The organism is Bartonella sp. AU16XJBT (genome assembly GCF_028618665.1).
GTDB lineage: Bacteria > Pseudomonadota > Alphaproteobacteria > Rhizobiales > Rhizobiaceae > Bartonella.
The window spans coordinates 22,129-41,760 of record NZ_JAQITF010000001.1 but is presented as its reverse complement, the minus strand read 5'-3'; the positions used below and the strand labels follow the sequence as shown (position 1 = coordinate 41,760).

The following is a 19,632-nucleotide window of genomic DNA, read 5'->3' as shown; positions in this document are numbered from 1 at the left end:
TTTTATCTTATTGACGCAGGAAGATATTTTGGTTTGTAATATGTCAGGAAGTGCAGACAATTCAGAGATGAATGAAGAGCAACAGTCCATAAAAGAGTGTGGAGAAGGTGTGCAATATTATTCCACTTCTATGTTAGAAAAACGTTTGCGTGAAAATGGTTTGCGTCCAACACGTCAGCGGTTAGAACTTGCGCATATGATTTTTTCTGAAGGAAATCGTCATATTACTGCTGAAGAGCTCTATGAGGAAGCGGTGAGGGCAGGTGTTCCTGTATCCTTAGCAACGGTTTACAATACGCTTCATCAATTTACGGAAGCGGGATTGTTACGGATTATTGCCGTAGAAGGCTCAAAAACTTGGTTTGATACCAATACCTCTGATCACTACCATTTTTATATAGAAGGCGAAAATCGTATTTTTGATATTCCATGTGATTTGGAAAAAGCTTCCATTATTAGAAATTTGCCTAAGCCACCAAAAGGTATGGAAATTTCACATGTTGATTTGATTGTTCGATTGAGACAAAGAAATCAATCTTGTGATAGGGAATAAGCATATTCAATGAGGAATAAAAATTAAACTTGATGCATTTGAGCATTCACCAACCTTTTATTTTTTCATCAGGATAGATCCCCCATAATTGAGGTTGATGAAGCCATCCATGAACATTATTGAGAGTGATTTCGCACCATTGTCCATCGCATTGGTGGATATTGCCAATGACATTAGGCTCTACTTCTGCCACAAGTTCTGCGTTGTCGGTGGGTTTTTTTCGTAGCATCAGCCTTTTTGTTTTATCTTTTTGCCATGGAATAGTTATAGCAGTTCGCTTTCCTGATAAAAGCGATTGATACACCCACCCTTCATCGCCTTCTGCATCACGAATTTTGCGCCATTGATCATATTCTTGGATGATTTCAATAGGTAAACCCTTTTTTTTGTAAGTAAAAATGATAGAATAGTTACTCCCTGGTCCAACGCGTACATTAACACGCGTAGGTTTAATCGAAGCAAATCGCGGAAGTGGTAAACCACTGGGGCCTAAATTGTGATTAAATGTTTGTGCGTGCAACAAACGCGGTGGATCCAATACAATGACTTTTGCTATTAAGATACATGATGCAAGCATTAAATCGCGAAACCAACGAGAATTTTGCACACTGAACTCCTTTATTTCGTCATATATTGGTAATTTAAAATCTGGAAGATAAGATTGGAGACTGATAAAAATTATGCCATATCGCCCGTTAACGAGATCTAAACAATGAAAAAATTGTTACAAGAAGAGTAAAATAAAGAAAACAAAAGTTTTAATTTCTTAGTGTTTGTCGTGTTTATGAGGAGATGCCAGTAAATAAATATTGGATTTTTAGCGCGCTTGTATGTGTGAGAAAGATATTAAGACAGCAAAGTATATTGTGGTTGAGGCAGTTTTTGTATAGGAAATCAGAGCTAAAATATTGTCTCTTTTTTCCAAGAGTATTTTTTGAAATAAAAGCACAGTTATGCATGTTATGAATATGAAGACTGTTCAGTAGAGGGATTATGATGTGGCTTGAGAGGACAGTTTTGAATGGACAAAAGAATACGATGCATGAAGCACTTAAACGTAAAAATATGAGCCACATTATAGAGTAGCTTGATATATGAAGGGCTAATTTTAACAGGATAGTTTTCTGTGATATTCAATGTATAAAATTTGCTACACTATGCTCTTATGCAATGATAATGCTTACCCGTATGGTAGAGATAAGCTGCTAGCATCATTCTATTTCACAGCTCTCAATGTTATGCAGTTCTTATTATTTAGAGCGTTCATAAGAAGCATTTTTATTCTATTTACATGCTGACCCTGCTTATGATGTACAAGCAAAAATCTTGATTGCTTCAATATGAGAGGATGTTGAGAAATTTTACTGTATTCAGAGTTATTATTTAATATGAAAAATGACTACTTATGATCATAAATCAATAAGTTATCAATTTTAACGCGTTATTTAAATTGTAAAAATATTTTCATCAAAAATGATAATATAAGGCACTTACACCCATATTTAAATACAGCGTTCTCTCTGTTTATTTTCAATTTTCTTTTGTTTCAACTCAGTATAAAAGAGTTTAATGAAAAAGGAGGGCTTATTCGATACGCTTATGAGGTTAATTACATAAGTGCAGAGAAATAGGATTATGTATTTTCATATTCTCATACACACAATCGCATATTGTGATAGCCATTTGTGTTTTGTAATCTGATCTAAAATCTTTGAAAGATTCAGAACATGTAAGGACAAAAGAAGAAAACTATCATGAGGCTTGCATATAAAAAACAGTTATTTGAGGGATAAAAAGAAGGAGGAAAATTATAGCAAAAAGTGATAACAAAACACCCTCCGCGCAATCCACATTTTACATAGGAGACAAGTCGCTTAAATATCTAAACTGTTGTTTGTTATCTCTTTTTGAAAATTACAAGAGTGAAATCAACACTATTCCTATGATAAGAAAATTTATCACTTCCAGATAATTAACATATTAGTTTATATAACTAAAATACGAGACAACATTGCACACAAAAAAAGATAGGCAAGAAACCTATTGTAATTGCCTATGAAAATAAAATTTTGCTTATGAAGATGAAATTTTCTGCTAGCTTATTCTTTGTTGCTTATGCAATTCTATGATGCATCCAAAGTATATCACTTTACCGCAACAGTTCGCCCGTTACTAACAAAACCTTCTCTTTGCGCACGCTTACGCGCAAGCTTACGTGTACGACGAATAGCCTCAGCTTTTTCACGAGCACGCCTCTCAGATGGCTTTTCATAATAACTACGCATTTTCATTTCACGGAAGATACCTTCACGCTGCATCTTTTTTTTCAACGCGCGGAGCGCTTGATCAACATTATTATCACGAACGAGTACTTGCACTATTTATCCTGCTTTTTTTCAGTGTCATAAATGATAGGAAAAACCTACATCCTTTATAAAGGCATATCCAAAAGGACAGAAGCTTATATCATATAAATAAGACATTTGTCTATATCGCTTTTTAAAATTCTATTTTTTTATCATAAAATGCTTTTTATAATAAATGATAGAGTTTACGGTTATAAACTTATGAAAGTCCTTGTATTTGATCATTTTCGTCAAGATAAATTTTTTCAGCGGTAGGATAATGGGGTAAGCCGGGCATGGTCATAACATCTCCACAAATGACAACAATAAAGCCGGCTCCTGCGCAGAGACGAACTTCTCGCACAGGAATTTCAAAATCAACAGGAGCACCATATTGCTTGGGATCAGCAGAAAAAGAATAAGGTGTTTTTGCCATACAAATAGGGTAGGTGCCAAAACCTTCTTTTTCCCAAGATTCAAGTTGTTTAAGAATAGGCGCTGAGATGATAGCGCCACGCCCACCGTATAACTTTGTTATAATACAATTAATTTTTTGAACGAGGGGAATATCATCTTGATAGAGCACTTTAAAATCGGAATCTTGTTTTTCAATTAAGGCAATAAGTTCTTGTGCAAGTTCTATAGCGCCTTTTCCACCTTGTTCCCAATGTTTACAAATAAGTGCTTTGTGTCCAGTTGTTGCAACTATTTTTTGTAACGTTTTTATTTCGGCATCGCTATCGCTGTCAAAATGATTAATCGCTACAACACAAGGGATACCGTAGAGCTCCATATTTTTGATATGTCGTAAAAGGTTAGCTGCTCCCTTTTCTAAAGCGGTGATATTTTCTTCTGTAAGGTTATTTTTTTCCACACCACCATTCATTTTTAATGCACGAATCGTTGCGACAATCACTGTTGCATTTGGTATAATACCGGCTTGCCGACATTTGATATTGAAAAACTTTTCTGCTCCAAGATCCGCTCCAAATCCTGCTTCTGTGATGACATAATCAGCCAATTTTAAAGCAGTTTTTGTTGCTATAACTGAGTTGCAACCATGAGCAATATTGGCAAAAGGTCCTCCATGAACAAGAATAGGATTATTTTCAATTGTTTGTACAAGATTGGGTTGTATGGCGTCTTTGAGAAGAACTGCCATTGCGCCTTCTGCATTGAGATCAGCTACTGTTACGGGTGTTTTATCATAACGATAGGCAACAATAATTTTTTTGAGTCTTCGTGTAAGGTTTTCTAAATTTTCCGAAAGACAAAGAAGTGCCATAATTTCTGATGCAACAGTAATGTCAAAACCTGTTTGTCGTGGAAAACCATTTGTTATGCTTCCCAATGAAATAACGATATCGCGCAATGCACGGTCATTCATATCAAGAACGCGCTTCCAAACAATGCGCCGTGGATCAATGTTTAGAGTATTTCCCCAATAGATATGATTATCGATCATTGCGGCAAGAAGATTATGAGCTGCTGTAATAGCATGAAAATCACCGGTAAAATGTAAATTAAGGTCATCCATTGGAACGACTTGCGCATAACCACCACCAGCGGCACCACCTTTGATACCAAAACAGGGGCCTAAAGACGGTTCTCTCAAAGTGGCTATTGTTTTTTTGCCAATGAGATTAAGAGCATCACTCAGTCCAACGGTTGTTGTTGTTTTTCCTTCTCCAGCAGGGGTGGGATTGATCGCTGTGACGAGGATAAGTTTACCATCTGGATTTTCATTGAGCGATTTTATGTATGCAGAAGAAATTTTAGCTTTATCATGGCCATAGGGAATGAGGTTTTCATGTGCGATACCAATTTTTTGTGCAATTTCAACAATATGTTGCTTTTTAGCAGTGCGAGCAATTTCAATATCTGTTTTAGGCATGGAAAAATTCTTTAAACTGAGCTTTTATTAACGTTTGAAACCTGTATTCTATGGATTAATGAGAATAATCCATAAAGAATAGAAAGTATAAGATATCATAGAGTTCAATGATGTGTCGCGCAAGAGATAATGCTAAAAGAACACAAGAAGGGTTTTATCGTTTTTTTTTGAAAAAAGAATCTCTATGTTTTAAATTTTGGTAAGTTTTTAGCCAGCCTGCAATCTCAATATTAGCGAATGATGAATATCAGAAGAAAGTCTTTGGGGAATGAGTTTAAAAACTTTTGACACAACGATATTGATGCGATTTTTATATTTGTTATTTAGAATAGCACACTGAAAAAGTTTTAGAGGACGGTAAACCGCAATTTGTGATGGCACACCTAAAGTCCTTCTTGAGATGGGGCGGACAGAAATGAAATATTCAGAAATATCCATGGATAGAAAAGAAAAATAAGCACGTAAAAAATCATCCAACTGATTAAAAAGTATAATCCAGAAGACATCAAAAACAAGCGTATAGATTGAGAAGAGAAAGTAACAACACACATACCAACTCATGCAATCAGCTACGATTATCGCTAATAAAAAGCGCCTTTGGGTTGAACTGAAGGCCGTATAACATTCTATTCTATCAAAATGGCTAAAGAAACGACTCAAAATAGAATGGAATAAAAAGCCATAATAAGCAAAAAATAAATCACATAAAAAGAAATTCAAAGGACTTGAATTTATGAGCAAGCTATTGAGTTTATTGATAGATGGCGCACCCGAAGAGATTCGAACTCCTGACCCCCAGATTCGTAGTCTGGTGCTCTATCCAGCTGAGCTACGGGTGCACACATTTCGATTTTCTACATTGTCTAAGACAATGGTTCCTAATCGTTTCATTAAAGAAATGCAAGTGAAACTTGGGTTGTCATAAAAAAAATCTCTTTTTTATGAGATATTAAAAAAAGGATATGATATATTATGGTTTCAGTTGGATTTTTGATAGGGTCATTTTCTTGCTGTGACCATACCAAGCAATATGAACGATAGTTAACTTGACGTTTTCGTCTATGAACGATAGTCAGCCAGAGATGATATGTGTTTTTGCGGTGGGGGGTAAGATATATACCTGCTGTTTGGTTTTTGTGTAAAACGCCGATATTACTGTTGAAAACTATTTCAGATAAACATGACACAGCAGAGGTGGGTGTATGGCGTTATTAAAAAAGATCTTTCCATTGGTGTTTTTAATTGTCATTTTAACGGTTACTTATTGGGCTGGAAAACAGAGTGCAAAACAACCCATTTCTATGGTGGATAAAACAAGTATATCGAAAGCTTCAAAGGGAAAAATAGGAAGATATCCGACAAAAGTTGTCGTTGACCGTGTGAAGATTCAAGATCTTTATGAACACCTTAACGTTCTTGGGAGTGGAAAAGCACTTGCTGAAGTAGATTTAACCCCTTTATCACCAGGTGTTATTGATAAGCTTTTTGTGTCTGCTGGTACAAAAGTACAAGTGGGGGATGTGATTGCAAAGCTTGATTCTAAAAAGGAGGAAATAGCAGCCGCAAAAGCAAAAGTACAACGTGATAATAGCGCATTAACGCTTTCGCGGATTCTTAAATTACGAGCCAGCAATACAGCAACGGAAGTTCAAGAAATTACAGCACGTTTAGAGTTGGATAACGCAAATTTGGTTTTGCGGAACGCTGAGGTAGACCTCGATCGGCGAACAATTCGTACACCGATTCCTGGAGTTGTTGGTATTTTACCCGTTGATGTAGGGAATAACGTGACCCTTAATACAGTAATAGGCCGTATTGAGAATAGAGAACGTATTTTGGTCGATATATGGGTTCCTGAACGCTATGTGTCGCGTATCCATAAGGGAGATGAGGTAACGGCAACATTAACCGCGCAGCCAGATAAATCTTTTGTTGGTCATATTTATGCGATTGATAATGTCGTTGATCCAGAAAGTCGCACACTTCATGCTCAGGTTGAAATCAATAATGAAAAAGATATGCTCATGTCTGGTATGTCCTTTTCTGTTGCCTTGCAATTCCATGGTGGTTCTTTCCCTGTCGTTAATCCTCTTGCGATTCAATGGAACAGTAAAGGGTCATTCGTTTGGCGTGTGAGAGAAGGAAAAGTAGAGTCTATTCCCGTATCGATTATTCAGCATAAAGCAGATCAGGTTTTCGTAAAAGCCCCTCTAGAAAATGGTGATCAAGTTGTTATTCAAGGAGTGCAAATGCTTTACCCAGGAAGTAAAGTAATTATTGATGACCCAAAGTCCCATCAACAGCAATTATCAGCAGTTTATGGAACGGATATACAATGAGCCAAGAATTGAGCACAAAGCAGCCAATGTCACAGGCGGAGCAAGGTGGTCTCATTGCCTTATTTATTCGCAGACCGGTTTTTACTTTTGTTTTAAATGCCATGATCATCATTGCAGGATTTGCAGCATGGTTAAATGTTGATGTAAGAGAGTTACCCGATGTTGATACGCCAGTCACAACAATTGTGACGATGTTTTCTGGTGCATCAGCGGAAACAATTGATCGTGAAGTGACAAAAGTTATAGAAGATGCTGTTTCTCGTGTTTCAGGTGTTAAGACGATTTCTTCAACATCTTCTTTTGGACGCTCCCGTGTGCAGATTAATTTTAATGTCGGTGTTGATTTGAATGTAGCGGCATCTGATCTCCGTGATGCTCTGTCTCGCATTGCTTATTCTTTACCCAAAAATGCAGATTCACCTTTGATTATTAAAGCAGATTCGAATGCTGCTGCCATGATGTATTTGGTTGTAACATCACCAACAATGAGTATTGATGATTTAACAACAGTTGTAGACGATCAGATTGTTGATGCAATTTCTGCTGTTGATGGTGTTGGTGATGTACAGGTCGATAGTGCTCGCACAAAGATTTTTCAGATTGATATAGATCAAGCAAAACTTGCAAGTTATGGATTAACTGTCGCAGATATTTCACGTGTTCTTGCTGATATGACAACGGATGTGCCAGTAGGATCGTTACGCAATTCTAAGCAAACTTTAGTTGTCCGTGCTACTGCACGTTTAACAACACCAGAATCTTTTGAACAAGTTGTTTTAAAGCCTCATGTGCATCTTGGTGATGTTGCACACGTTACTTTATCACCTGATTTAGAAACGGTTATTCTTCGTATCAACGGAAAGACAGGGATTGGATTAGGTATTGTGCGTAAAGCACAATCCAACACCCTTAATATTTCTGCAGGCGTGAGAGCCGTTGTTGATAATCTCAAAAGTATCGTTCCTTCTTCTGTACATATAGACGTTATTAGTGACGATGCAATTTTTATTAAAAGCGCCCTTCATGAGGTTGAGGTTGCGTTGGTCATTGCTATTTTGAGCGTTATCTTGGTTATTTTTCTTTTTCTCAGAGACATTCGTGTAACGCTGATACCTGCCGTATCTCTTCCAGTCGCTTTGATTGGTACCATTGCAGCGATTTATCTTGTAGGGTTTTCATTGAATATTCTCACATTTTTAGGACTTGTTTTGGCAACAGGGCTTGTTGTGGATGATGCTATTGTTGTTCTGGAAAATATTGTTCGATGGCGCAATATGGGGATAGGTCCTAGGGCCGCAGCGGTGTTAGGAACCCGTGAAGTCTTTTTTGCTGTTGTCGCAACAACATTGACTTTAGTGGCTGTGTTTGTCCCTATTTCCTTTCTTCCTGGACAAGTTGGAGGACTTTTTAGAGAATTTGGTTTTGTTTTGGCAATTTCTATTTTGCTTTCTTCAATCGTTGCCTTAACGCTTTGTCCTATGTTGGCTTCACGTTTTCTCAAAGAACCTATTGAGGAGGAAGAGGAAAAAGCCCATCATCATTTTACGTTTTTATATAAATTGGGTTCTTTGTTTCATAAGGCATATACTTACAGTTTGCATAAGTGTTTAGGAAAGCCTTGGGCTGTTATTTTTGCTTCACTTGTTTTTGCAGCTCTTTGTGTTGGAGGCTATACGAAGTTGCAACAAGAATTAACGCCAGAAGAAGATAGAGCCCTTATTTTTTTAGTCATTAATGGACCACAAGGTATTTCAACACAATATTTGAACGAGCAGGTAGAACAAATTGAAGAGAGTCTACAGCCATTACGTGCTGCAGGTGAGATTGCTAATAGTTACTCTATCGCGGGTATTGGCGGTTCACCCAATACTGCTTTTTTGGTTTTATTGCTTTCATCTTGGGATAAACGTTTACGCAGTCAGCAAGAAATCGTGAAAGATGTTAATGCAAAGGTTAGTCAGTTTCCGGCAGTTTTTGTGTTTGCTGCACAGGGAAATTCTCTAGGTGTGAGAGGAACGGGGCAAGGGTTACAATTTGCCATTCTTGGCAATGATTATGCAACATTACAACCCATAGCTGATAAGTTAGTGCGTGCTTTACAAGCTGATCCGCGTTTTATTCGCCCACGTCTTACTGTTGATGCCACACAACCGCAATTTTTTATTGAAATCAATCGAAAAAAAGCCTCCGATTTAGGGATTGATATCACCAACTTGGGCGATACATTACAAGCAATGTTGGATGGTAAAAAGGTTGGTTCCATTAACGTGGATGATCATTCTTACGATGTTAAATTGATATCGCGTAAAAATTCCATGAAGAGTCCTAGTGATTTAGAAAATATTTTTTTAAAGACCAAAGACAATCGATATGTTCCTTTATCAGTTATTGCGCGTTTACATGAAAAAGCTATCGCTCCCCAATTAAAACGGGAAAAGCGCATGAGCGCTGTCATTTTAAGCGCAAATCTTGCTCCAGGTATCACTTTAGGGGATGCTTACCAAACTGTACAGAAAACTGCATCTCCTTTGTTATCGAAAGGAACCTACGTTGTTCCTTTAGGGGAAGCTGAAACACTTAATGAAACATCTTCCAGTTTTATGATTGTTTTTGGCATTGCCTTTGTGATTATTTTATTGGTTTTAGCGGCCCAGTTTGAAAGCTTTCTTTCAGGATTCATTATCATGGCTACTGTTCCATTAGGGATTGGTTGTGCTGTAATTGCTATGCTCTTAAGTGGTGTGACTCTTAATATTTACAGTCAAATTGGTTTAATTCTGTTAATTGGCGTTATGGCAAAAAATGGTATTCTGATTGTTGAATTTGCAGATCAATTGCGTGATCAGGGAAGAAGTGTGCGTGAAGCTGTAGAAGAAGCAGCAAATATTCGCCTTCGTCCAGTTTGTATGACAATGATTTGTGCTATTTTAGGGGGTATCCCTTTGGTTTTAGCCAAAGGTGCCGGTGCAGAAGCGCGTATAGCTTTAGGTTGGGTTATCGTTGGTGGTTTAGGTTTAGCAACTATTTTTACGCTTTATGTTACACCGGTTGTTTATCTTTTTTTGGGGCGTTTTATAAGACCAAAAGCAGAAGAAGATTTGCGCTTAACAAAAGAACTCAATCAAGTTAAATGATGTATCGAGTAGAGAAGATTTGAAAGTTTATCCTTGTAAAAATATCTTTTTCTGATCTTATTTTTTCACTTTTATATTCCTTCATTTTTTATGTGAGCAGTGAAAAGAGAGAGCAATTAAGGAGACGTTTTCTACTTTGTTATGTTTGGGCATAGATTTCATTATCAATAACCGTATAGGATAAGCTTATGGGAAATAGCTTTTCGATTCGAAATGAAAAGGCTTTTGAAGCTGCATTAAGAGCTTTAAAAAACCATGCTGCAAAGGATGGGGTCTCTGATATTCGTCAGCATTTTTTAGAGGATAACCAGCGTTTTTCCCATTTTTCTCTCAGATTTGATGATCTTCTTTTCGATTTTTCAAAATGTGGTGTAACATTTAAAACATTACAACTTTTAGACGATTTAGCTGTCGCAGCAGATGTGTTAGGCCGGCGTGATGCGATGTTTGCGGGGCAAGCCATTAATACAACTGAAAAACGTTCCGTTCTTCATATTGCATTACGTTTACCTGCTGATGAAATTTTCATGTTGGATGGTCATGACCTTATTCCCGATATTCAAGATGTCCTTGAAGATATGGAAAGATTTTCTGAAAAGGTACGTGATGGCCGCTATAAGGGAAGCAGTGGAAAGAGAATAAGTGATATTGTCAATATTGGTATTGGTGGCTCTGATCTTGGTCCTGCAATGGTCACATATGCTTTAAAACCTTATCATGATGGTCCACGTTGTCATTTTGTTTCTAACGCTGACAGTGCCCATATTTCTGATACTCTCTCTATTTTGAATCCAGCAACAACCCTTTTTGTCATTGCTTCTAAAACTTTTACAACGGCTGAAACAATGGTAAATGCTCAAGTTGCACGTCAGTGGATTTGTTCACATTTAGGAGAAGAAGCTATTCACACGCATTTTGTTGCTGTTTCGAGTGCGCTTGATAAAGTAGCAGAATTTGGCATAGATTCGACCAGAGTTTTTAAATTTTGGAATTGGGTTGGAGGACGTTATTCAATTTGGTCAGCCATTGGACTTGTTGTTATGTTTGCAATAGGGGGGCAAAATTTTCGCCAATTTCTCAATGGCGCTTTGCAAATGGACCAACATTTTAAAACCATGCCTTTGCATAAAAATATTCCTATTCGATTTGCTCTTTTAGGGTTCTGGCATCGTGTTATTTGTGGTTATTCAACACGCTCTATCATTCCCTATGCACAGCGCTTAATACATTTTCCAGCTTATTTACAACAGCTTGATATGGAATCAAATGGGAAGCAAGTCTCGCTGGATGGAAAACCATTAAATTTTTCAAGTGGTCCAATCGTTTGGGGTGATTCAGGCACAAATAGTCAACATGCTTTTTTTCAGCTTTTACATCAAGGAACAGATGTTATTCCTGTAGAATTCATTTTATTTATAAAAGGGCATGAGAAAAATTTACATTCTATGTATGAGATGTTGCTAGCAAACTGTTTAGCGCAATCAAAAGCCTTGATGAAAGGGCGTAGTATTGAAGATGCTCGGCATATCTTGATAAAAAATGGCGTTGATGCATGTGAAGCAGATCACTTAGCACTTCATAGAAGTTTTAAAGGAAATCGTCCCAGTATTACGCTGGTTCAAGATTTATTAACGCCTTTTGCACTTGGTCGTCTCATTGCGCTTTATGAACATCGTATTTTTGTTGAAGGTATTTTAATGAATATTAATTCATTTGATCAATGGGGTGTTGAACTTGGTAAAGAATTAGCAAATGAGTTACTCCCCATTCTTCGTGGAGAAAGTAAAGCGGATAATCGCGATAGTTCAACACTAGGATTGCTCGCCCATATTCAGGCAAGACGTGCAAAATAAATATAATTTGATAATAAATTCTGTACGAACTTAAGCAAAGGTAGAACGAGAGAAAAAAATGAGACAATTCTCTATTTTACTCTGCGCTCCCTTATTTTTTGAATTGGATTTTGGCAATAGAAAAACAAAAAAAGAGCAAAAAACAGATTTTATAGGTCCCGTACAATGTTTATGTAACGACTATCTATGTGAAAAAAGAATTTAAATACTGTGCTATCAGAAGGGATTGGTATCCTATGAAAAGATCTTCTATCTCTAGAGAGGCATGCTCCAAAATTATAGTTGAGTCATCACTTTGGGGCGTAAAGCGATTATGAGGTATCATTAAGAGAAGATTGGACGGGAAATTTTAAAAATCTTATCCAGAATCTGATTGAGAGGCTATTGGAACTTTAGCAGTGCAGTTGGCTTTGTCTCATGTTGCTCGAAAATTAGCGCCCAATCTTGTTATGGTTAGACTAAATTTAGAAGATCTGCTTGCTGAGAGTTTTTATAATATCATAAGAGATAAAAATTTTGAACAAATACGTATAACATTAGTTCTAAATGAGCACATTGCATGAGAAAAGCTTAAGTGTTTGTTAATATAAAAAACTCTAATGCGGATAAAACACATTTAGTTTTTTATCAACAGAATTGCAAATAGCGCTATGATCACCATTGTTTCTAAAACTCTATCAAAGGTTGGTGATTGGCAAAAATCTTTCAATAATATTTGAAGAGATATTTTATGTCAGATGAGGTAATCTAAAGATCGGGAGAGGAAAAGTTTGGAAATTATAAAACTCGTAGAAATCCAATACTGATTTCTAGAGATACATAATGACAGGCATAGATTAGCGCGAACTGGTCAATTGCAAATAATAAAAATCGTGCAAATGCTGGGTTTTAAGTTATACTATACTGAGCATATGAAAGTTCGTTTTAAGTTAATGGCGGAGAGAGAGGGATTTGAACCCTCGATAGAGTTACCCCTATGCCGCATTTCGAGTGCGGTGCTTTCAACCACTCAGCCACCTCTCCATATGAAGTGCGAAAAAATTCGCACTACTTGAGTATAGTCTCTAATGGGTAGATAACCTTCAATTGTTTTTGGTACAACCTTTTTTTCTTTTTTATAGGACTTTATTGACAGAGAATAGAAATTCCTTCATATATGCAAAAATATGAGCGTGGAGGAATCTGCGCGTATTTGTGTTGAGGAAGGTTTTATCCTTCTTTAAAATTGATTACGACTGATAAAAAGCAGCCTATTTTCCTTTATTTCAAGGTAAAAGTTAAATAAGAGCTGGAATGAACGGAAGGATAAAAAATGTTCGCAGTCATTAAAGCCGGTGGTAAGCAATACCGCATTGTTGCTAACCAAGTGGTAAAAGTTGAAAAAGTTAGTGGAAATGCGGGTGATGTTGTTGAATTCAATGACGTATTGATGGTTGGGCAAGAAGGTAATGCGGTTATTGGGACACCTGTTGTTGCTGATGCACGGGTAACGGCTGAAATTTTAGAACAAGCACGCGGGCGCAAGGTTATCGCATTTAAGAAGCGTCGTCGTCAGAATTCTAAGCGTACGCGTGGTCATCGGCAAGAATTTACAACACTGCGTGTTTTAGAAATTTTAATGGGTGGTTCAAAGCCTAAAAAAGCAGCTGCGAAACCCATAAAAGAGGAGGCAACGGCAGCAAAAGAAACAAAAGATGCTGCTGTTGAGAAGAAGGCTGAAAAAACGGCTGAAAAAAAGACTGCATCGCAGAAGAAAGCGGCTGTAGCATCAAAGAGTAAGAAAGATTAAAGGAGAGCGTCTATGGCACATAAAAAAGCTGGTGGTTCCTCGCGGAATGGTCGCGATTCAGAATCGAAACGTCTAGGCGTTAAAAAATTTGGTGGTGAAAGCGTTATTGCTGGAAATATTATCATCCGTCAGCGTGGTACACGTTGGCATCCTGGTAACAATGTCGGCATGGGAAAAGACCATACGCTTTTTGCTTTATCAGAAGGAAAGGTTTCTTTTCAACGGAAAGCGGGTAACCGTTCTTATGTTTCAGTTATTCCTATGGTGGAGGCAGCAGAGTAATCTGTAGCATTTTCTCTAGCAATTAACTGGAATTTCATTGAATTGCACTTGTAGTTTTTAAGCGTTAAAAGGGAAAGATAGAATGTTATCTTTCCCTTTTTGCGTTAGTACTATAACAAATCTAGAAGGTATACGGAAAACGAAAAAGGTAGAATTGGGGGAAATGACTTTTCTCAATGAGGGAAGATATTTGTGCGGTGTTATGTTAGTATTTAGGTATTGTTGTTATGAGGGAATTTATTGATAAATTTGTGTATGATAATAGTGAGGAGAGTTTACTTTCTTTTTATGCATGAAGAAGTGTTTAGTAATTTCTTGATAAGAGAAGCAATTTGTTTTCGGTAAATTATGAAAAATTTAATGAAAGCATTATTTATGTGATCATTTTGATAAAGAGGAATCTTTTTATCAGCATGTGTGCTGGGGATGGGGGCAGATGAGGACATTCTTTAAAAAAAAGGAATAAAAAATCCATAAAGCTGAATAATTAAAGCTGCTTTAAGGGAATATGTATTGAAACATTTCAGTCAATCGAGGCTGAAATGATATTTTTAAGGAAGACTTAAGATATAAAAGTAACCAATGTGCAATCAGCTATCTTCAAGAGTATTTTTCCGGATTTCACTATTTATTGTACATTATTGAAAATCAACCAGCATAAGGGTTTAAAGTTAAGGAAATAATTGCTTTTCGTTTTTGTGCTTTATTTATCTCATTTGACGAAATGTCTAGAAAGTAAGATTATTTATAGAATTTTTTTAAAGTTTAGTGGTTGATGATGGTGTTTATGGGGTGTACATTTGCAAATGTGCGACAGAGGGCATTGTGTGTTTGCGATATTGATTGCAGCAAAGGATTAGCTTAAAATATATCAATGCTATATGATTGAGAGGTTAGTATCATAGGATGAGCTGCACAGAATTTTAAAGATAGTAAGTTGCATGGAGCAATTTTAAATGGTGTAATAAATTTATAAGAGGGGCGGTAGGTTAAACCAACTTGGAGGAAGAGTTAGAAATGTTAACTGAAGTTACAGATGATTGAGGAGGATGCTTTCTTATAGGGAGAATAATGACAAGCTATGTTCAATAATTTAGGATAGAGAGAGCGTTTTTAAAACATAGTTTTTCAGGTGATTGGGGCTGTAAAAATCGAGGTTTTGTCTTTGTAAAGTAAGAGTTTAAGAGTCAGATTTGCTTATGATGGTTTTAAGCAACCCGCGGGGTTATAATATCCAATTGTTTTATCGATTATATTGAGGTATTTAAGCACCTCACTCAGTTCTATTGCGTAAAACAAAAAGTCGTAGTGTTGTGTACATCTTGTATTTTTGAAAATGTGGCTTTGAAATGAAATTTATCAGAGATTTTGTATTCAAATGTGAGGCAGTTTGAATTCATGATGAGATGTGAGGAAGCAGAAGCAATGAATGTAGATTTTACCGAGAGTGAAATCTTGTCTATCAAATCTGTACAACTTGCTGCTGCTTTTAATCATAAAAATGATGCGATTTATGCTGCTGCTGAATTGCTTGTACAGGTTGGCGCAGTTGACAAATGTTATTTGGCAAGCATGCTTGCACGTGAAGAAATAACGAATACTTGGCTTGGGAATGGTATAGCCATTCCTCATGGCTTGGTTGAAAATTGTGATTTAATCATCAAGGACGCTGTTGCTGTTATACAGGTTCCTGCTGGTGTTGAATGGCAGGAGGGAAAGAAAGCACATTTGGTTATTGCCATTGCAGCGTGTCCAGATCGCTATAGAGAAATTTGCAAAAAATTGACGTCTCTTTTATTTGATAAAAAACAACTTGAAGTACTTACAACAACCACGGATAAACAGCAAATTGTTACAACTCTGTTTGATCAAGATATAAAGAAAGAAAAAACTTTTATTGGTGATCTTTCGGTGTGTCAGGAATGGACTTTAGATTATCCGAGTGGTCTTCATGCACGACCAGCTTCTCTTTGGGTTGATTTTGCGAAAAAGATTCAAAATTCTATCAGAGTTCGCCATGGTCAATGTGCCGTTGAAATGAAAAATTTAGTTGGTTTATTGCAATTAGGAGCAAAAAACGGTGATGTTCTGATTTTTTCTACAGATGCTGAAGAGGGAGCAAAACTTCTCAATGATGCCATTGCTATTGTAAAAAAAGTGAGTATTAGTGAAAAATGCGTGGTGAGAGAAATGGAATCTCAAGCAAAGACTTTTCATGGTTGGTATCCACGCTTCATGCAAAAAGGCATTTCTGGTGTTGGGGCAAGTTCAGGGTTAGCCTTTGGTAAGATTTTTGTTTTAAGGCAAAATGATGTTTCCATAATAGACCAGCCAATTGATTTTTCAGTTGGTGCAGCATGTCTTGAAAATGCTCTTACAAAAACAAAACATAAAATGGCATCTGCGATTTCTGATATTACAGTGCGTATGGGAGCGGATTCTGCTGCAATTTTTTCTGCGCAAATGGTTTTGCTTGAAGATGAGAATCTCATAGCTCAAGCTTGTCGTTTTATAGCAGAAGGTCATGGTGTCGCTTGGTCTTGGGATAGAGCGGTTCGGCAATTTTCAGATATGTTTTCTAAGGTGGACAATCCTTTGTTAGCAGCACGTGCTGTTAATTTAGTTGATGTTGGTCGTCGTGTTTTGGGTGAAATAAATCCATCCTATAGATCATTCTTTTTGAATGATATTCCAAGTGGTGTTATTCTGGTTACAAATGATCTTTCTCCTTCTGATGTTGCACAACTTGATTGTACAAAAGTAAAAGGATTAGCGACAGCATGGGGAGGTCTACTCTCTCATACAGCTATTTTGGCGCGTACTCTTGATATTCCGATGGTTGTTGCTGCAGGTGATGATATTTTAGCGGTTCAGCCTGATATTCAGGCTATTATTGATGGCGATAACGGGTTCATTTACCTTGATCCTACGCTTGAAGATGTTGAAGATGCTCAAAGGCATATTGATACTGTTGCGCAAAAACGTGTCAGTGAGATAAGTACGTGTAGATTACCAGTACAAACGACAGATGGTCAAAGAATTCGTATCATGGCTAATGTCAATTATGCAAATCAGGTTCCTGTTGCGCTAGATTTGGGGGCTGAAGGTGTCGGACTCATGCGCACAGAATTTTTATTTTTAGAGAATCCACATATTCCAGATGAAGAAGCACAATTTGATGTGTACCGTGCGATGATTGCAGCTGTAGGCGATAAGCCATTAATTATTCGTGCGCTTGATATTGGTGGGGATAAACAGGTTACGCATTTACATTTATCTAAAGAAGATAATCCTTTTTTAGGTGTTCGAGGAACGCGGCTTTTGTTACGTCGGCGTGATCTTCTGGTTCCTCAGTTACGTGCTTTATATCGAGCAGCAAAAGAGGGCGGAGATCTATGGATTGTGTTTCCGATGGTGATGTCTGTTTCAGAGATTGTTACCATAAAAAAGATTGCAGAAGAAATCCGCAATGATATTGATGCACCAAAATTAAAACTTGGTATTATGATCGAAGTTCCAGCAGCAGCCATTATGGCAGATGTATTGAGCGCCCATGTTGATTTTTTCTCAATTGGAACCAACGATTTAACACAGTATACAATGGCTGTTGATCGGCAAAATCCGTACCTTGTGTCTGAAGCGGATAGCCTTGATCCAGCAGTTTTGCGTATGATTTATCAGACTATTCAGGGAGCAGCACAACATAAGTGTTGGGTTAGTGTATGCGGTGGTATGGCCGGAGATCCTTTTGGTGCGATGATTTTGGCTGGATTGGGAATTAATGAGCTTTCTATGATATCTTGCGATATTTCTCCAGTAAAGGCGTGTTTGCAGACTCATAGTTTTGAAGATATGAAAATTTTAGCACAAAAAGCACTACAATGTGAAACTGCACGGGCTGTACGCGCTTTAAGCAAGGATATCCGCTGGTAAAGAACGTTAAGAGGAAAGAACGCGCTCATTGTGCAAAGTCATTAGATCTTTAGTACTGTAGACCATTGCCTTTTAGAACGATTATAGGCAACATATTAATTTATAGTGGTAAATTATCGTTTTACATGACGAGATCCTCAAATAACATAAGATTTTTTTATTTTAAATTTTCTTTATCTTAAATTCATAAAAAATTCTCTTATACTTTATAAGTGGAATTAACGTGTGGATAAAAACACTTTAGTAAAGAATAAATACCTCTTATAGATTTTCTCAAATAACAAAAGTTGTGGCAACAATTGGAGTGGGTAAATAGCGTGATAGTGCTATCCAATAGATTTTATATTATTCATAAATACCGTTATGAGCGTTATGATTGTTATGGGATGAATGTGACAAGAATTGAGAAATGTTTTTTAAAACAAATGCCTGGATGAGCAAGACAATAGTATTTTATTTAGAATGTTTTGTTTTTTGCCTGTAAATCAACATTTAATCCCAAAGCAGCAAAATTTTTTAAGTCGATTCAATGCTTTCTCTTCTGTTGTTGGCTTTTGCATACCAAATGGGGGAGAGTATATTGCTTATCTCTGTTGGTGTAATCTCTGAAATGGGCAGATAATCTAATTTTGGGGGATATGAAGACTAAAGATGCAAACTAATATCCCTACCATCACCTTTTAATTCGTCTTTACGACTTTCAAATATGTCCAAAGCAATATCTTTTAAAATAATGGAGATTAAGCTTTGCCTTACACTTTTGTTTTCATGTTCTTTAATAGGGGCACGTCTTTTATGTAAAACGAAACGCCATTGGATTGCTCATTCACAAACATTCGTACACCCAAACCCATTTCGCGTGTGCGCTGGTGGATGGTGTAACGGTAAATCCATAAAGCCCCTCTCTTTACACTTATGAAGGAGCAAGTTGCACCATCACTCTATTTTCCGGCTCCCATGTTGTGACAGTTCTTTTTATTTGAGAAAATTCACAAGAGACATTTATTCTCTCTTAAATGTTTTTTTCCATATATTATCCCCGCTTATGACGTACAAGAAAGTGATTTTAATTCATTCAATATGAAAGGGAGTGTGAAGAGAAAGTTTTACGCTATTTGAGGATCTCATTAGGTAAAAACAATAAGTTGTCCTTATAAGTTAAAACTTTGTCTATGAAGTGAAACATAAAAGTGATGAGTAGATAGATTTCATTTTAAGAGAAAGCAATTTAAAAACAGATTTGTCGTGGTTAAGAATCCTCATTCTTGAGAGGGGAAAGAAGGTTGAAACTGATTTTTATTGAATGAAATTTATTATCTAGATGAAGCTTAGAAATATAAGAAGTTCATATCGCTGTTATTTTATTTATTATTGCGGCAATCAATATTGATAGACGAGAGATGTTTAATGACTTCATTGTAAAGAAAGCATAGATCATATGCCAATTTTAAGAGCAGTATTTTTTCATAAAACAGAAGGTGCATAAGTAAGCATGAATATTTATGATTTG

The 19,632-nt window shown here is 36.7% G+C and carries 10 protein-coding genes and 2 tRNA genes; 7 read left to right on the top strand and 5 right to left on the bottom strand.

Translation table 11 applies throughout. The annotated features are described in order from the left end of the window. Window positions 1-40 precede the first annotated feature (40 nt). The gene (irrA, locus tag PVV66_RS00115) at window positions 41-553 is read left to right on the top strand and encodes an iron response transcriptional regulator IrrA (RefSeq protein ID WP_273717544.1); all 513 of its coding nucleotides are present in this window, start codon (window positions 41-43) and stop codon (window positions 551-553) included. A gap of 46 nt (window positions 554-599) precedes the next feature. Here irrA and PVV66_RS00110 read toward each other — a convergent pair whose 3' ends face one another. The 4 genes from PVV66_RS00110 to PVV66_RS00095 form a co-directional block, all read right to left on the bottom strand. Continuing rightward, window positions 600-1,160 carry an SH3 domain-containing protein gene (locus PVV66_RS00110; protein WP_273717518.1) on the bottom strand — a complete coding sequence of 187 codons (561 nt, stop codon included), beginning with the start codon at window positions 1,158-1,160 and terminating at the stop codon, window positions 600-602. 1,537 nt (window positions 1,161-2,697) lie between these two features. Further along, window positions 2,698-2,931, bottom strand: a complete 234-nt coding sequence (rpsU, locus tag PVV66_RS00105; RefSeq protein WP_273717519.1) for a 30S ribosomal protein S21 — start codon at window positions 2,929-2,931, stop codon at window positions 2,698-2,700. 187 nt (window positions 2,932-3,118) lie between these two features. After that, window positions 3,119-4,792 (bottom strand): formate--tetrahydrofolate ligase, encoded by a 1,674-nt coding sequence (locus PVV66_RS00100; protein WP_273717520.1) that lies wholly within the window; start codon window positions 4,790-4,792, stop codon window positions 3,119-3,121. 762 nt (window positions 4,793-5,554) lie between these two features. Next, window positions 5,555-5,631 (bottom strand) — tRNA-Arg (locus PVV66_RS00095). 363 nt (window positions 5,632-5,994) lie between these two features. On the opposite strand from PVV66_RS00095, the gene PVV66_RS00090 reads away from it, so the two are divergent. From PVV66_RS00090 to pgi, 3 genes are all read left to right on the top strand, one after another. Then, window positions 5,995-7,131, top strand: coding sequence for an efflux RND transporter periplasmic adaptor subunit (locus PVV66_RS00090; protein WP_273717521.1), 1,137 nt, complete (start codon window positions 5,995-5,997; stop codon window positions 7,129-7,131). Beyond that, window positions 7,128-10,265 carry an efflux RND transporter permease subunit gene (locus PVV66_RS00085; RefSeq protein WP_273717522.1) on the top strand — a complete coding sequence of 1,046 codons (3,138 nt, stop codon included), beginning with the start codon at window positions 7,128-7,130 and terminating at the stop codon, window positions 10,263-10,265. Before PVV66_RS00090 ends, PVV66_RS00085 begins: the two co-directional genes overlap by 4 nt. Window positions 10,266-10,453: 188 nt before the next feature. Then, a complete protein-coding gene (pgi, locus tag PVV66_RS00080; RefSeq protein ID WP_273717523.1) occupies window positions 10,454-12,118 on the top strand; it encodes a glucose-6-phosphate isomerase in 1,665 nt (554 codons plus the stop codon). Between the two features lie 933 nt (window positions 12,119-13,051). Here the strand turns inward: pgi and PVV66_RS00075 are convergent. Further along, window positions 13,052-13,141 (bottom strand) — tRNA-Ser (locus PVV66_RS00075). Window positions 13,142-13,430: 289 nt separating this feature from the next. Here PVV66_RS00075 and rplU point away from each other — a divergent pair. From rplU to ptsP, 3 genes are all read left to right on the top strand, one after another. After that, window positions 13,431-13,907 carry a 50S ribosomal protein L21 gene (gene rplU, locus PVV66_RS00070; RefSeq protein ID WP_273717524.1) on the top strand — a complete coding sequence of 159 codons (477 nt, stop codon included), beginning with the start codon at window positions 13,431-13,433 and terminating at the stop codon, window positions 13,905-13,907. Between the two features lie 12 nt (window positions 13,908-13,919). Beyond that, a complete protein-coding gene (gene rpmA / locus PVV66_RS00065; protein WP_273717525.1) occupies window positions 13,920-14,189 on the top strand; it encodes a 50S ribosomal protein L27 in 270 nt (89 codons plus the stop codon). A gap of 1,398 nt (window positions 14,190-15,587) precedes the next feature. Next, window positions 15,588-18,122, top strand: a complete 2,535-nt coding sequence (gene ptsP / locus PVV66_RS00060; protein ID WP_273717526.1) for a phosphoenolpyruvate--protein phosphotransferase — start codon at window positions 15,588-15,590, stop codon at window positions 18,120-18,122. Window positions 18,123-19,632: the final 1,510 nt, after the last annotated feature.